This window comes from Shimia sp. R11_0, assembly GCF_017744035.1.
Classification (GTDB): Bacteria; Pseudomonadota; Alphaproteobacteria; order Rhodobacterales; family Rhodobacteraceae; genus Shimia; species Shimia marina.
The window spans coordinates 62,117-76,512 of record NZ_JAGHQY010000004.1; the positions used below are offsets into that span (position 1 = coordinate 62,117).

General features: G+C 59.4%; 13 protein-coding genes. 6 read left to right on the forward strand and 7 right to left on the reverse strand.

The annotated features are described in order from the left end of the window. Positions 1 to 12: 12 nt before the first annotated feature. Complete coding sequence (locus tag J7382_RS09590; protein WP_209068830.1) at positions 13 to 231, reverse strand: twin-arginine translocase TatA/TatE family subunit; 219 nt, start codon at positions 229 to 231, stop codon at positions 13 to 15. A 185-nt stretch (positions 232 to 416) separates the two neighbouring features. Between J7382_RS09590 and J7382_RS09595 the strand changes: the two genes are divergently transcribed. Beyond that, positions 417 to 1,088, forward strand: coding sequence for an HTH domain-containing protein (locus J7382_RS09595; RefSeq protein WP_209068831.1), 672 nt, complete (start codon positions 417 to 419; stop codon positions 1,086 to 1,088). Positions 1,089 to 1,090: 2 nt separating this feature from the next. Here J7382_RS09595 and J7382_RS09600 read toward each other — a convergent pair whose 3' ends face one another. From J7382_RS09600 to J7382_RS09615, 4 genes are all read right to left on the reverse strand, one after another. Continuing rightward, positions 1,091 to 2,221, reverse strand: a complete 1,131-nt coding sequence (locus tag J7382_RS09600) for an ABC transporter ATP-binding protein (protein WP_209068832.1) — start codon at positions 2,219 to 2,221, stop codon at positions 1,091 to 1,093. A gap of 19 nt (positions 2,222 to 2,240) precedes the next feature. Beyond that, complete coding sequence (locus tag J7382_RS09605; protein ID WP_209068833.1) at positions 2,241 to 3,626, reverse strand: sodium:proline symporter; 1,386 nt, start codon at positions 3,624 to 3,626, stop codon at positions 2,241 to 2,243. A gap of 93 nt (positions 3,627 to 3,719) precedes the next feature. Continuing rightward, a complete protein-coding gene (locus J7382_RS09610; RefSeq protein ID WP_209068834.1) occupies positions 3,720 to 4,874 on the reverse strand; it encodes a DNA alkylation repair protein in 1,155 nt (384 codons plus the stop codon). Between the two features lie 12 nt (positions 4,875 to 4,886). Beyond that, positions 4,887 to 5,666 carry an SDR family oxidoreductase gene (locus tag J7382_RS09615; protein WP_058238031.1) on the reverse strand — a complete coding sequence of 260 codons (780 nt, stop codon included), beginning with the start codon at positions 5,664 to 5,666 and terminating at the stop codon, positions 4,887 to 4,889. Between the two features lie 240 nt (positions 5,667 to 5,906). Here J7382_RS09615 and J7382_RS09620 point away from each other — a divergent pair, with 240 nt between their 5' ends. The 5 genes from J7382_RS09620 (at position 5,907) to J7382_RS09640 (ending at position 11,837) form a co-directional block, all read left to right on the forward strand. Beyond that, complete coding sequence (locus J7382_RS09620; protein WP_209068835.1) at positions 5,907 to 6,842, forward strand: Hint domain-containing protein; 936 nt, start codon at positions 5,907 to 5,909, stop codon at positions 6,840 to 6,842. Positions 6,843 to 6,895: 53 nt separating this feature from the next. After that, complete coding sequence (locus J7382_RS09625) at positions 6,896 to 8,503, forward strand: peptide chain release factor 3 (protein WP_209068836.1); 1,608 nt, start codon at positions 6,896 to 6,898, stop codon at positions 8,501 to 8,503. Between the two features lie 47 nt (positions 8,504 to 8,550). Further along, the gene (locus tag J7382_RS09630; RefSeq protein ID WP_209068837.1) at positions 8,551 to 9,306 is read left to right on the forward strand and encodes a hypothetical protein; all 756 of its coding nucleotides are present in this window, start codon (positions 8,551 to 8,553) and stop codon (positions 9,304 to 9,306) included. Further along, a complete protein-coding gene (locus J7382_RS09635; RefSeq protein WP_209068838.1) occupies positions 9,303 to 10,271 on the forward strand; it encodes a glycosyltransferase family 2 protein in 969 nt (322 codons plus the stop codon). Before J7382_RS09630 ends, J7382_RS09635 begins: the two co-directional genes overlap by 4 nt. Before the next feature lie 156 nt (positions 10,272 to 10,427). Beyond that, on the forward strand, positions 10,428 to 11,837 hold the full coding sequence (locus J7382_RS09640; protein ID WP_209068839.1) for a DEAD/DEAH box helicase: 1,410 nt from the start codon (positions 10,428 to 10,430) through the stop codon (positions 11,835 to 11,837). A 118-nt stretch (positions 11,838 to 11,955) separates the two neighbouring features. Here the strand turns inward: J7382_RS09640 and J7382_RS09645 are convergent, their stop codons facing one another. After that, the gene (locus J7382_RS09645) at positions 11,956 to 13,620 is read right to left on the reverse strand and encodes a ribonuclease J (protein WP_209068840.1); all 1,665 of its coding nucleotides are present in this window, start codon (positions 13,618 to 13,620) and stop codon (positions 11,956 to 11,958) included. Beyond that, complete coding sequence (locus tag J7382_RS09650; protein WP_209068841.1) at positions 13,617 to 14,393, reverse strand: type III pantothenate kinase; 777 nt, start codon at positions 14,391 to 14,393, stop codon at positions 13,617 to 13,619. Before J7382_RS09650 ends, J7382_RS09645 begins: the two co-directional genes overlap by 4 nt. Positions 14,394 to 14,396: the final 3 nt, after the last annotated feature.

The following is a 14,396-nucleotide window of genomic DNA, read 5'->3' on the forward strand; positions in this document are numbered from 1 at the left end:
ATGGGCCTCAGATCAGACTTTGTCTTTGTCGGTTTCCGGCGTGACATCCTTGGCCGCATCCGCCGCTTCTTCTTCCAACTCCTGCTGGCCTTCGTTGATGCCTTTCTTAAACGAGGTGATGCCTTTACCCACTTCGCCCATCAGGCCGCTGATTTTGCCGCGCCCAAACAGCACCAGAACCACAACTGCAATCAGAAGAATGCCCGGCAGACCAATGTTTCCAATACCCATGATGTCTCTCCCATGTCTCAGGCGTTTGCCTGCAAATTTAAACCTGTCTTGTACCTACCCCTTGGCAGAAAGGGGGAAAAGACACGCGCGGGACTGAATGGCGGGAAATTACAGGTTTTCATGAGCTATTTTGACACTATTCTGTCAGGTGACATTATTTTGTCATGAATGAAGGGAATCGCCAGATGGCCAGCTCGCAAAATCGCTCTGATCGGCTCTTTGCCCTGATGGAGATGCTCAAAGATGGGGAGTTGCATCGCGCAGAAGATCTGGCTGCGGCTTTGGCGGTGTCTCTGCGAACGATTTACCGGGATATGAAAACGCTGGCGGCCAGCGGTGTGGCCATTGAAGGTGCGCGCGGCACCGGCTATCGCGCCAAGGCCGCGCTGACCCTGCCGCCGCTCAACCTGACCGAAGAAGAGCTTGAGGCCCTGCATATCGGGCTGGCGGTGGTGGGCACAGGAATGGAGGGGCCGCTGCGGGCGGCAGCGGAAAGCCTGAGCGCAAAAATTGATGAGGCGCTGCCGGAAGAGGTGGGCGGCGTGGCGCAGGGGTTTGGTTTTGCCAGCTATCCCTTTGACCAGAACGTACAGGCGCTGCGCCATCTTGAACCGCTGCGCACCGCGATCCGGGCAAAACAGAAGCTCAGGATCGTCGACAGCCAACAGGTGAGCCGCGATGTGCGACCTCTGAAACTGGCCTATTGGGGGCGGGTCTGGTCCCTGGCGGTCTGGGATGAAACCAGTCATGGTTTTGCCAGCCTGCGGGTGGATCAGCTTGCCGAGGTCACCCCCCTGCCCGGCCTGTTTGTGGAAGAACCGGGCAAGAGCCTGAGAGATTTTGAAAAGCAGCGTTAGGTTCAGGCCTCGGCCGGGAACACAAAGCAGCGGTCGCGGCGGATGGTCAGCCAGAGCGCGGTGCCCTCTTTGGGCAGGAAGACATTGGGCACGGTCACCTTCAGATGTGAGGCGTCGTGATCCATTTGAAATTCCACCAGACTTTCATTGCCCATGAAGCGGGCGCGGGTCACGATGCCACGCGCCGCCACCCCATCGGAGGCTGTGGGCAGCGGGCCTTTGCCAGCGCGGTCAAAATCCAGCTTGAGATGCTGTGGGCGGATCACGATCTCCACAGGAGCCCCATCCTCCAGCCCCGGCGTGAGAAACTGACCAAACGGGGTTTCGGTCAGCGCCCCATGGCTGGTGGAGCGGATCACGTTGATGTCGCTGAAAAAGGCCACGGCCTGTTTGTCCACCGGGGCGTTGTAGATGTTATATGGCGCGCCCTGCTGCACAATCTTGCCGTTGCGCATGAGCGCAATGTCATCGGCCATGCGCATGGCCTCTTCGGGCTCATGGGTCACCAGAAGGACGGCGGTGTCTTCCTCTTTGAGCACAGCGAGGGTTTCATCGCGAATGCCATCGCGCAGGCGGTTGTCCAAGCCTGAAAATGGCTCATCCATCAGCATGATGCGCGGGCGTGGTGCCAGCGCGCGGGCCAGCGCGATGCGCTGTTGTTCGCCGCCGGAGAGGACATGGGGGAATTTGTCGATAGCCCAGCCCAGATTGACCTTGGCAAGGAGTTCCTGAACGCGGGCGCGTTTGGCGTCTTTGCTGCCCTTCAGGCCAAAGGCGACATTGTCACAGACGCTCAGATGGGGGAACAGCGCGAAGTCCTGAAACATCAGGCCGATCTGGCGGCGCTCTGGCGGGACACGAAAGACGGTGTCGCAGATCAGATTGCCATCCACATAGATCTCACCGCTGTCTTGCATGTCCACACCGGCAATCATACGCAGCGTGGTGGATTTTCCGCAGCCGGAGGGGCCAAGCAGGCAGGTGACCTTGCCAGACTGCAGAGACAGGGAGACATCATCCACAACCTGGCGATTGCCAAAGCGGCGGCGCAGGTTGCGGATTTCAAGCCGGGGTGTGAGCGTATTGGTTTGCGATTGCACCTGAAGCCTCATGCGGTCCCCGAGCATTTCCATCGGGTTTCGCGCAGATGTATCAGCCCCCCACGCGTGCATCAACCCTGCGACTGCCCAAGGCAACTGCGGCAAAACCGATGGCCAGAACGATCACGCAGATCTGCAGAAGCTGTTCGTATTTATGGCCCTCATAGAGCAGCGCGGAAAACACGGGGTTGTCGCGGAACATATAGGTGATGGCACCGGTGAAGGCGGCGGCGAAACTGACCATATAAGACCAGAGCGGCACGTCCCGCCCGGTCAGAAGCCCAACCACCAGAACCGGGGTGAGGAACATGGACGCCGTGCCAGAAACAGCCACCGCATCAAACAGGGTCTGATTGCCCCAAAGCGTCAAGGCCCCACCCGCCAGAGCAAAGACCACCATGGCGATGCGCCCACCGGCAAGCGAGCGTGGCGCGAGCCGCAGTTCCTCAACCACCAGACGCGCGGCAGAGCTGAGAGCGGAATCCAGCGTCGACAGGGCGGAGACCAGAAGGGAGACAATCAACAGGGTGAAGACCCAGCCCGGCAACATGGTGGCCCATGTGCCAATCAGCTGACCTTCATAGGCGGCACCTTCCAAAGAGGCCTGAATGCCGAAAAATCCAAAGGCCAGAATGCAGAGGGTGGAGAGCCAGAACGCGTGGAAGAAGCTCTTGCGGGTGGTGGCGCGATCGGTGAGGAAGCCGCGATCCATCATCACCGGGTCATGCACAGGGTAAGAAAACACCTGCAACGCGGCCACCAGCAACAGCACCCAGCCGTTGTGCGGGCCTGACGCGCCCGGCGCGGTCATGACGGCGGCAAAGTTGAATTCCGGGCGCAGCAAAAGCGCAACAAAGGCAGCACCGAAAACCACAAGGAAGAGGCTCATCTGCACCACATCAGTGCGCAGCGCCGCAGAGAGCCCGCCCCAGGCCGAATAAGCCAGCGCCAGCACGCCGACTGTGAGAATGGCGATGGTGCCAATATTGGCCACATCCGGCAGAGCGGCACTGAAAATCAACCCCACCACCAGCAGGTTGGCGAAGACCTCAGACAGCAGGCGCAGGGCGATCACGATGTTATAGGCGCTGGTGCCGGTGGTGCCAAAACGCTCTGACAGCCAAGATTGCACCGACCCCGCTCCCTGCGCGCGCATGCGGTCGACAATATACCCACCGGTGAGGAAGGAGCCGTAATAGGCGGCATAGGCCAATGTGCCAGCAATGCCGTAGTAAAAGCCAAGAATGGCGGCATTCATCAGCGAGCGGGCAAAGATCCATGTGGTCACCTGAGAGAGCACCAGCGTCCAGAGCGATGGGGCCTGTCCAGTGTCTGTTTGACCGCCAAAAAAGCTGGCCACCGAGGCGCGTCTGGGGGCGAACAGCAAACTGAGAAGAATGATGGTGGCAAAAATGGAAATGATGGCGGTGGCCTGCATGGTCTTATCCCCAGGTTGGTGAGACCTTTCGCCTAGCAGCCCGACATGTTGCGCACCAGCCGCCCCACAAAAACGTGAAAGCCTGTCAGGGAATTACCCAGCGTCCACCAAATCAAATGCCACTTCGGCGTGCTTCTGGCCATTGACCTGCACCGCAAGCCTATGTGGGCCGGGGTGCAGTTTGAAGGTGGAGGCGTTTGCCTTGAGCGGATGTTTCTTGGTCAGGTCCAGACGGCCGCCTGCGGGCAGTTTGCCCTGTTTGAGCTTAAACACTTTCTGGCCGGTTTTGCCATCTGGGCGGTGGAAGGTGAGAACGTAATCCACCAGCACCGGCACGGGCTGTTTGGCATCGGTTTGCAGCGTCACCGCCACGCTCAGCGCATCCCCAATGGCGATCTGATCACCGCCAACTGAGAGAGACACAACGCTGACCGGCGCGTCTGCGGCAAAGCCCAGCAGCGCCAGCGCATCGGGATGTCCGGCTTTCACAGCGGTGCGCAGGGCATGGCGGGTCATCCAATCCAGCTCTTTGGCGGCCTGCGCGCCTTTGGCCTGCCACGCGGTGAGATGCTGCACGACAAGATCGGTGTCGATCTTGGAAATGTCGTTGAGATGGTTGGCAACCGAGCGCGTGACATAGCGGGTTGGATCGCTGTGCAGCTGCGCGAGCAGCGGCAGGGGAGCAAGCGGATCAATGTCGATCTTTTTGGCCCATGGCAATTTGGGGCGGGTGCCTTCGCTGACCAGACGGCGGACGTGGTAGTTTTCATCCTGTGCCCAATCCTCCAGACGGGCGAAGGTTTCCTCAGGCCAGCGGTTGAGGAAGGGGCGGATGTAGAACTCCATCGAGAAGCGCTGTGTTGCGGCGTGCAGCAGATCAAAGCTGCGGTCGCGATGGTCTTCCAACCCGTGACGCACCGCAAGAATGCCGGGCACCGCATGAATGAAACGCCCGAAATCATCGTCTTTGCGTGTGGGATCAAGCGCGGGGGGCATGGCGGCCTCCAGCTGATCCGCCATGGTGGGGAAATCCGGCGCGAGGCGTTTTTCGATGCAGTCGGCAATCCATTCCATGCGCTCCATGAGCTCACGTTCAGGAAAGCCAGCAACGGCTTCGGCCTGAAAGCCCTCTGCATCAAAGCCGGGAATGCCGGCGGCATATTCTGCCGCCAGATCCGCCATGCTTTCTGCATTGAAGAGATGATCTTTCAGTGAAAACCCCTGAGACACACCAACACCTCGCGCCATTCAAAGCCCCCTTTAGCTGGCAGAGGCGAAAGCGCCACCGTCCAGCAACACGTTTTGCCCCACAATGAAGCCTGCGTGGTGTGAGCAGAGGAAGGCGCAGGTTGCGCCAAATTCATCAGCGGTGCCATAGCGGCCTGCGGGGATGGTGGCGGCGCGCTGTGCCTGTGCCTCTTCCATGGTGATGCCCTGCTGCTGTGTCACGGCAGTGTCCAGCGCCACGGCGCGGTCGGTGGCATGGATGCCGGGCAGCAGGTTGTTGATGGTCACGCCTGCACCTGCCACCTGACGGGCGGTGCCCGCCACATAGCCGGTGAGACCCGCACGTGCGGCATTGGAGAGGCCCAAGACCGGGATCGGAGATTTCACGGATACGGAGGTGATGTTCACCACCCGGCCCCAGCCACGTTCCATCATGCCGGGCACCAGCGCTTTGATCAGCGCGATGGGCGCGAGCATATTGGCATCCAGCGCAGCAATGAAATCGTCGCGCTCCCAGTCTGTCCACATGCCGGGAGGCGGGCCGCCTGCGTTGTTGACCAGAATATCCACACCCTGTGCAGCCTCAATCAGACGGGCCTGCCCGTCCTCGGTGGTCACATCACAGGCGATGGCCGTGACCTCTACCCCAAACTCCGCACGGATGGCCGCCGCCGCCGCCTCAAGCGCCTCTGCGCCACGGGCATTCATGATCAGATCGACGCCTTCTGCGGCCAAAGCACGCGCGCAGCCCAGCCCCAAACCCTTGGACGAGGCACATACCAGCGCCCGTTTACCTTTGATTCCCAATTCCATGCGATTCTCCCCGCTGTTATGAGCACAAGAAATACCCAAATCTTTCTGGATGCCAGTATAATGCCGACGCTAGGGCATGCTGCTGCCATATTTGTCCAAGAGGAAAGATGCGTGTAAAGGCCGTCGCAGGTTTGAAGTAGAAAGTAGAATACAGTGTCAGAGGTTCACAATTCTTCGCTGCCGTCCCAGAGGCTGCCCGTTTATCGGGCTGAAGTCCTGACCGTGACAGATGGGGCAAACATGGGAGATTCGCTCTCCTTTGCTGAAGAGCTGGTGCCGGATGATATTTACACGTTGAGCGCGGATGCGCAGGAGCAGAGTCTGGCTCTGCGTACGGATGGCGATGGCCAGAATTATGTTGCGGGTGGCGCGGGGCTGGGCACGGCGGATGCCCGTGTTTTTCTGGATTGTGTGGCAACTTTCATGCCTCCCAGCGGAGACACCATCGAGGTGCTGGTGCTGGTGGAAGTGGATGATGACGGCGGCGTGGTGCAGATTTACGGCGCGCCTCTGGCCCCCCTCACCCCCAAGATGGCCTATGTGCTTGTGGGGATAGACCGGGAAGCGGCCTCTACCCGTCTGGCACAGCTGGCCTGTGTGAGTTTCACCAAAGGCACCCGGATCACCATGGCCACCGGGGAACAGAAAGCAGTGGAAGATCTGCAAGTGGGGGATCGGGTGCTGACGCGCGACGATGGGCCCCAAGAGCTGCGCTGGATGGGGCATACCGTTCAGCGGGCCACTGGCGAATTTGCACCGATCGTGATCACAGCCGGAACGCTCAACAACACCGGGGATCTGCGGGTAAGTCCCGATCACCGGCTGTTTGTGTATCAACGACAGGACCATATCGGTGTGGGGCGCAGCGAGCTTCTGGTCAAGGCGCGTCATCTGGTCAACGGGGACACCGTCTATGCCGCCGAAGGTGGGTTCGTGGACTATTATCAGATCATGTTTGACACCCATCAGATCATTTTTGCCGAAGGAATTTCGGCGGAGACCATGCAGATGGACATGCGCACGAAGGCGGCGTTGCCCAAAGAGGTCACCGAAAAAATCCACCAGCACAGCGGCCACAATGGTCGGCGCAGCGCGCCTGCCCATCTTGAGGTGCATGAAAGCCTGCTGGATCGCCCGGATGCGGTTGAGTTGCTGCGCCGCGCGTCTTCCAAGTAGGTTTGAGCCGCTTTTCCTTGCGAAAAGGCGCTGTGGGACCTATACGCGCGACCATGTTGGACACGAGCACAAACCGCCCCGAATTGCCGCCCGAGATTGCGCGCCGTCGCACCTTTGCGATCATCTCGCACCCGGACGCCGGTAAGACCACGCTGACAGAAAAGTTTCTTCTGTATGGTGGTGCCATTCAGATGGCGGGTCAGGTGCGCGCCAAAGGGGAAGCCCGGCGCACGCGCTCGGACTTCATGCAGATGGAAAAGGATCGCGGGATTTCCGTATCCGCCTCGGCCATGTCCTTTGATTTTGGCAATTTCCGCTTCAATCTGGTGGATACGCCGGGCCACAGTGACTTCTCTGAAGACACCTATCGCACGCTGACCGCCGTGGACGCGGCGGTGATGGTGATTGACGGGGCCAAAGGTGTGGAAAGCCAGACTCAGAAGCTTTTTGAAGTCTGCCGCCTGCGGGATCTGCCGATCCTGACCTTCTGTAACAAGATGGACCGCGAAAGCCGCGATACTTTCGACATTATTGACGAAATTCAGGAAAATCTCGCGATTGACGTGACCCCGGCCAGCTGGCCGATTGGTGTTGGGCGCGATTTTCTTGGCTGCTATGACATGCTCAACGACCGGCTGGAGCTGATGGATCGGGCGGATCGGAATGTGATCGCCGAGACCGTGCAGATCGCCGGTCTGGATGATCCGAAACTGGCCGACCATGTGCCGGAGCATCTGCTGGAACAGCTGCGCGAAGAGGTCGAAATGGCCAAGGAGCTGCTGCCTCAGCTGGATCCGCAGGCGGTGCTGGAAGGGCATATGACGCCGATCTGGTTTGGCTCTGCGATCAACTCCTTTGGCGTGAAAGAGCTGATGGATGGCATTGGCACCTATGGGCCTGAGCCGCAGGTGCAGACCGCCGAGCCGCGTGAGATTGCCCCCGAAGAGAAGAAAGTCGCAGGGTTTGTGTTTAAGGTGCAGGCCAATATGGACCCCAAGCACCGCGACCGTGTGGCCTTTGTGCGCATGGCCTCTGGGCATTTCAAACGTGGCATGAAGCTCACCCATGTGCGCACCAAAAAGCCTATGGCGATCTCCAATCCGGTGCTGTTCCTCGCTTCTGACCGGGAGCTGGCAGAAGAGGCCTGGGCGGGGGATATCATTGGTATTCCCAACCACGGCCAACTGCGCATTGGGGACACGCTGACCGAAGGGGAAGCGCTGCGGGTTTCGGGCATTCCGAGCTTTGCGCCGGAATTGCTGCAAGGCATCCGCGCAGGCGACCCGATGAAGGCCAAACACCTTGAAAAAGCGCTGATGCAGTTTGCCGAAGAAGGTGCGGCCAAAGTGTTTAAGCCGATGATTGGCGCGGGCTTCATCGTGGGGGTTGTGGGCCAGCTTCAGTTTGAGGTGCTCGCCAGCCGGATCGAGATGGAATACGGTCTGCCGGTGCGGTTTGAACAGAGCCAGTTCACCTCTGCGCGCTGGGTGCATGGCACCCGCCAAGCGGTTGAAAAATTTGCCGATATGAACAAGCAACACATCAGCTATGACCATGATGGCGATGTGGTGTTCTTGACCCGTCTGCAGTGGGACATCGACCGTGTGGCCCGCGATTATCCTGATGTCACGCTGAGCGCGACCAAGGAAATGATGGTCTGACACAGGTTGCGATTGCACGGGGATTTTCCCCGTGCGAACATCGCCCCATGACTGAGACATCCCTCACCTACCCCGGCGGTTTCGCCTATATGATGGAGCGCTACGAAGGCCGGCGCGATCCGTTTGACTTTGGGCCTGAAGACCTGCCTGCGGTTGACGTCAATCTGGGAGTGCTGCGGGAGGCGATTGTGCCGGAACGCGCCGCACAGAAAGGCCCGGCGGATCCCAATACAAGCTGGGCGCGCAAACGGCGGCAGATTGCCGAGGAGTTTGTCGGCCTCAGCGAGTTGGCATTTCTGAATGCACAGCTGATTTCCAATCTGCGCAAACGCGCCTATCCGGCGCAGGCTCCGGCGCTGTTTCGCCGGATCTGGGCGGAAGAGGCCGATCACCTTTTGGACACACTCAATCTGCGCTGGCTGGTGAGCTCGGTGCAGACTTTTGCCGATCATGGGGAAACCGCCGCACAGCGGGAGGCCGGACAAGGGCTGCGCATGCTGTTTGGCATGATGAAGCTGTATGAATTTGAGCGCAGTTTTGGGGGACTAGATCCCAGCAAGGAGCATGGGTTTGGCAAACGCGTGAAAACTCGGCTGCCGCTGGATATGGAGCCGTTTTCGCTGCTGCATGGCGGGCTGGATATTAATGTGATCGCCCCGGTGTGGGAGCTGTCGCAAAAAGATCCGGTGATTGCGCCCTTGGCGGAGCATCTGTTGCAGGCGTTGATCGCGGAGCGCGGTGGCGTGTTTCGACGGCTGGCGCAGATGCGCGCCAAGAAGGCACGGCAGCAGGCGCGCAAATGACCAAGCCCGCAGCCAGCTGGGGCGTGGTGGCCACCATCAAAGCCCCCGCGCAGGAGATCCTCAATTTTGTGGCCCATCATCTGGAGCTGGGCGCGCAGCATATCTGGATTTATCTGGATGCCCCCAACCCGGAGGTGAAGCCATTTCTGAAGGCGCATCCGCAGGTCACACCGGTGAGCACCGGCGCAAACTATTGGATCAAGGCGCGCGGGAAGACACCGCCGATGCATCAGGTGCGCCAGTCTTTCAACGCCCGACATGCCTATCAACGGGCGCAGCATGTGGATTGGCTGCTACATTGTGATGTGGATGAATTCCTCTTTTCCGAACACGCCATTGGCGATCAGCTTGCCGCGCTGCCTGCCACCTGTTTGAGCGCCCGCGTGCGCCCGGCCGAAGCTTTGAGCAACCCCGATGGCAGCGCCGATCCGCTGTATTTCAAATCCTTCATCAAAGACAAAGCTGCGCGGCGGCGGATTGTGGCGGAAGTGTACCCCACCTTTGCACCCTATCTGAAAAACGGCTTTGTCAGCCATGTGGCCGGAAAGATGTTTGTGCGCACCGGACAGGAAGATATGCGGCTGAAGATCCACAATGTCTTTCAGGGAGAGCAGCAGAACCCCGGTCAGCAGGCTTTGGCGGATATGACACTCCTGCATGTGCACACTGCCGGTTGGGCCCATTGGGAACAGAGCTTTGCCTATCGCCATGCCAAAGGCTCTTATCGCGATGAACTGGGCGCGGCACAGGCCGAAGGCAAAGGCGGGCTCAATCTGCACAAGCTTTTTGCCCATTTGGCGCAGGAGCCTGATGGGCTGCGCGATTTTTATGAAGCGGTCTGTGTGGCGCATCCAATGTTGCTGGAAAAACTGGCAGCACATGGCGTTTTACAAGAGCACCGGCTGGCTTTGGCGGCAAAACGGCGGAAACACTTCGCAGATTTTGAGCCAAGTGTTTCCCAGTAAACGTCAATTCCGACGGCAATGTCGGTTTCGTTGACCTGAGGCCTTGGGTGTTATAGAAGGCGTCGTGGATCGAATTCACCGCGTGTTGCGGGGCCATACGGGCCTGATCCTGAAAGCCGCTACGGGCCAAAGAGTGTCCGTAAATCACGGATACATATGACAAAATTCTCTGATCTAAACCTGAACCCGAAGGTGATGAAAGCCATCACCGAAGCTGGTTATGAAAGCCCAACCCCCATCCAGGCAGGCGCGATTCCTTCTGCGCTTGAAGGTCGGGATGTTTTGGGCATCGCGCAAACCGGCACAGGCAAGACCGCCAGTTTCACTTTGCCCATGCTCTCGCTATTGGCCCGTGGACGCGCCCGCGCCCGGATGCCGCGCAGTCTTGTGCTGTGCCCAACGCGGGAACTGGCCGCGCAGGTGGCAGAGAACTTTGACACCTATTCCAAACATCTGAAGCTGACCAAAGCGCTGTTGATTGGCGGGGTGAGCTTCAAGGAACAAGAGCTGATCATCGACAAGGGCGTGGACGTGCTGATCGCCACCCCCGGTCGCCTGCTGGACCATTTCGAGCGTGGCAAGCTGATCCTGTCTGACGTGAAAGTCATGGTGGTGGATGAAGCGGACCGCATGCTGGATATGGGCTTCATTCCCGATATTGAGCGCATCTTTGGCCTGACACCTTTCACCCGTCAGACGCTGTTCTTCTCGGCCACGATGGCACCGGAGATTGAGCGCATCACCAACACTTTCCTGTCCAACCCGGAACGCGTGGAAGTGGCCCGTCAGGCCACCGCCAGCGAAACCATTGAGCAGAATGTTGTGATGTTCAAAGCCTCTCGCCGGGATCGTGAAGGCAGCGAAAAGCGGCGAGTGCTGCGCGCGCTTCTGGATGCGGAAGGCGACAAATGCACCAATGCGGTGATCTTCTGCAACCGCAAGACGGATGTGGATATCTGTGCCAAGTCTCTGAAGAAATATGGCTATGATGCCGCGCCGATCCATGGCGATCTGGATCAATCGCAGCGCACCAAGACACTGGATGCCTTCCGGGGTGGCGAACTGCGCCTTCTGGTGGCCTCTGATGTGGCCGCGCGCGGCCTTGATGTGCCCAGCGTGAGCCATGTGTTCAACTTTGACGTGCCGGGCCATGCCGAAGACTATGTGCACCGGATCGGGCGTACCGGCCGTGCCGGGCGTGAGGGCAAGGCGATCACCATTTGCAGCCCGCGCGATGAAAAGCAGTTTGAAGCGGTGGAAGCGCTGATCCAGAAAGAGATCCCGCGCATTGAAAACCCGGTGAAGGTTGAGCCTCGCAAGCCGCGCAAACCCAAGGAAGAGGCCCCCAAAGCAGAGGCCAAGCCTGAGGTGCAAGAGGCAGCGGCAGAACCGCGCAAAGCGCCCGCGCAGGGCGGACGAGATGACACCCGTGGTCGCAGCAACAGCAACACGCGCGGACGTGGCCGTGGTCGCTATGACCGTCGCAACGACAATCAGGTTGTTGGCATGGGCGATCACATGCCCAGCTTCATCGCCCTAAGCTTTGAAGAACGCCGCAGCCAGTAACGCGCCCCAACAGAGGGGCGGCGCTGAATACAGACATCTGATGCCAAGCATCAAAAAAGGGCCCTTTAAGGGCCCTTTTCTTTTGTGTAGGTGCTGTTTTTGCTCGGATGGTGCGGTGTCAGCTCAGGCGGCTGACAATCACGGTCACTTCGGGCTTTTTGCCAATTTCATCGCGGGTGCTGTTGCGGACGATGCGGCGGATGTCGCCTTCGAGTTTGTCGTCATCAGAGAGCGTTTTCTCTTTGGCGCGGCCCAGATATTGGGTGACGTCCTCTTCGAGCACATCCACCAGCGGTGCCTGAGAGCGGCCGATTTCCGGCAGACCCATCAGCTCGCACCAGGCCTCGCCCAGTGGTTCATCATCTTCATCCAGCAGGATGGTCACGATCACATGGCCATTCATCGCCATGCGCAGACGATCACGCACGATGCCGTCCAGCGCGCCGATTTGTGCGCTGCCGTCCAGATAGGTGCGACCGGTTTCCACATAGCCCGCAATAGAAGGTTGATCCCCGGTGAGGTCCAGCATGGTGCCGTTGACCGCCACAATAGAGGCGCGGCCGCTGGCGTTTGCGAGCTTGGCATGTTCCCGCAGGTGGCGGTGTTCGCCGTGGTTCGGGATCACCATGGTCGGGTTCACGATCTCATGCATGCGCGCCAGATCCGGGCGGTTGGCATGGCCGGAAACGTGGTATTTGCCAGAGCTGTCATCGACCACATCCACGCCCATTTCAGAGAATTGGTTGATGATGCGGATCACGCCTTTTTCGTTGCCCGGAATGGTCTTGGAGCTGAAGAGGAAGAGATCGCCTTCTTTGAGCTTGATGCCATTGTATTTGCCGCGGGCGAGCTGCGCGCTGGCGGCGCGGTGTTCCCCCTGAGAGCCGGTCACCAGCAACATCAGGTTTTCGCGCGGGATGGTGGCGGCATCTTCGGGGCTCACCACTTTGGGGAAATTGGCGAGCACGCCGGTTTGAATGGCGGCTTCGATCATGCGACGCATGGCGCGGCCCATCAGGCAGATAGAGCGCCCGGCCCGGTCGCCAGCCTCTGCCAGCGTCTTCACGCGGGCCACGTTGGAGGCAAAGGTGGTGGCCACAACCATATTGGGGGCCGCAGATACCAGCGCCTCAATCTCTGGCCCCACAGAGGCTTCAGAGCGGCCTGCATGGGGGGAGAAGACATTGGTGCTGTCACAGATCAGCGCCTTGACCCCATCTTTGGAGACTTCGGCCCAGAGCGCGGGATCAAAAGGTTCGCCCACCAGCGGGGTTTCATCCAGTTTGAAATCACCAGAGTGGATCACGCGGCCTGCTGGGCTGTCGATGACCAAAGCTGCGCTCTCGGGAATGGAGTGGCTGACCGGCAGGAAGCCCACTTTGAACGGCCCCACTTCGGTGACCTCAGGCCATGGGGAAACGGTGCGCACCATCTCTTCGGGCTGTCCCCGATCCGTCATCTTGTGACGGGCCAGATGGGCGGTGAAGGCGCGCGCATAGACCGGCACCTCCAGTTTGCTCCAGTAGTGCCCCACGGCGCCGATGTGGTCTTCATGACCATGGGTGATGAACACGGCCTCAAGCCGATGTTTGTTTTCTTCCAGCCAGCGGATGTCGGCAAAGATCAGGTCAACACCCGGGCTGGTTTCCATGTCGGAAAAGGCCACGCCAATGTCGACGAGGATGAGACGCTCATTGTCTGCTGGCCCGTAGCCGTAGACATAGGCATTCATGCCAATTTCGCCGGAGCCGCCGAGCGGCAAATAGATTAAGCGGTCGCTCATGCGCCCTGCTCCTTGTTAAAGTCGTGGATGACGGTCAAGCCGTGCATCGTCAAATCATCTTCGATGGAGTCAAACAGATGGTCGCCCTGCTCAAAGAGCGGTGCGAGCCCACCTGTGCCCACCACTTTCATCGGGGCGCCGTATTCGGCCTTGATCCGGGCAATGATGCCTTCGATCAGGCCGGTGTAGCCCCAGAACACCCCAGACTGAATACAGCCGACGGTGTTGGTTCCGATCACTTTTTCCGGTTGGCTGACATCGACATGGGGCAAGGCCGCCGCGCCGGAGTGCAGCGCTTCCAGACTGAGATTCACCCCCGGTGCAATCACGCCGCCCACATAAGCGCCATCCTCGGCAACAACATCAAAGTTGGTGGCGGTGCCAAAATCCACCACAACCACATTGCCGCCGTGACGGTCATAGGCCGCCACCGCATTGGCCAGACGATCCGGCCCCGGCTGCGCCCCCTGATCCACGCGCGGCGTGTGGGGCAGTTTGCAATCGGGTTTGCCAACCACCAGCGGGCGGCAGTTGAAGAACCGATCCGCAAAGACCCGCAGGTTCCAGACCACACGTGGCACGGTAGAGGAGATAATCACATCGGTGATGTCCGCATCGATCCCATAGTGATTGATCAATGTGGAGTACCACGTGAAATAGGCATCTGCCGTGCGCGCGTGGTGTGTGGAGGTGCGCAGGGTGCAGAGGAATTTCTCTCCGTCCCAGATGGAAAACACGGTGTTGGTATTGCCACAGTCAATGGTCAGAAGCATGGG

What these genes read in the sequence shown, in the direction of transcription:
- J7382_RS09640 (WP_209068839.1), top strand. Translation starts at nt 10,428, where the DNA reads ATGACAAAATTCTCTGATCTAAACCTGAACCCGAAGGTGATGAAAGCC.
- J7382_RS09645 (WP_209068840.1), bottom strand. Translation starts at nt 13,620, where the DNA reads ATGAGCGACCGCTTAATCTATTTGCCGCTCGGCGGCTCCGGCGAAATT.
- J7382_RS09610 (WP_209068834.1), bottom strand. Translation starts at nt 4,874, where the DNA reads ATGGCGCGAGGTGTTGGTGTGTCTCAGGGGTTTTCACTGAAAGATCAT.
- J7382_RS09615 (WP_058238031.1), bottom strand. Translation starts at nt 5,666, where the DNA reads ATGGAATTGGGAATCAAAGGTAAACGGGCGCTGGTATGTGCCTCGTCC.
- J7382_RS09635 (WP_209068838.1), top strand. Translation starts at nt 9,303, where the DNA reads ATGACCAAGCCCGCAGCCAGCTGGGGCGTGGTGGCCACCATCAAAGCC.
- J7382_RS09625 (WP_209068836.1), top strand. Translation starts at nt 6,896, where the DNA reads ATGTTGGACACGAGCACAAACCGCCCCGAATTGCCGCCCGAGATTGCG.
- J7382_RS09605 (WP_209068833.1), bottom strand. Translation starts at nt 3,626, where the DNA reads ATGCAGGCCACCGCCATCATTTCCATTTTTGCCACCATCATTCTTCTC.
- J7382_RS09590 (WP_209068830.1), bottom strand. Translation starts at nt 231, where the DNA reads ATGGGTATTGGAAACATTGGTCTGCCGGGCATTCTTCTGATTGCAGTT.
- J7382_RS09650 (WP_209068841.1), bottom strand. Translation starts at nt 14,393, where the DNA reads ATGCTTCTGACCATTGACTGTGGCAATACCAACACCGTGTTTTCCATC.
- J7382_RS09595 (WP_209068831.1), top strand. Translation starts at nt 417, where the DNA reads ATGGCCAGCTCGCAAAATCGCTCTGATCGGCTCTTTGCCCTGATGGAG.
- J7382_RS09600 (WP_209068832.1), bottom strand. Translation starts at nt 2,221, where the DNA reads ATGGAAATGCTCGGGGACCGCATGAGGCTTCAGGTGCAATCGCAAACC.
- J7382_RS09630 (WP_209068837.1), top strand. Translation starts at nt 8,551, where the DNA reads ATGACTGAGACATCCCTCACCTACCCCGGCGGTTTCGCCTATATGATG.
- J7382_RS09620 (WP_209068835.1), top strand. Translation starts at nt 5,907, where the DNA reads ATGGGAGATTCGCTCTCCTTTGCTGAAGAGCTGGTGCCGGATGATATT.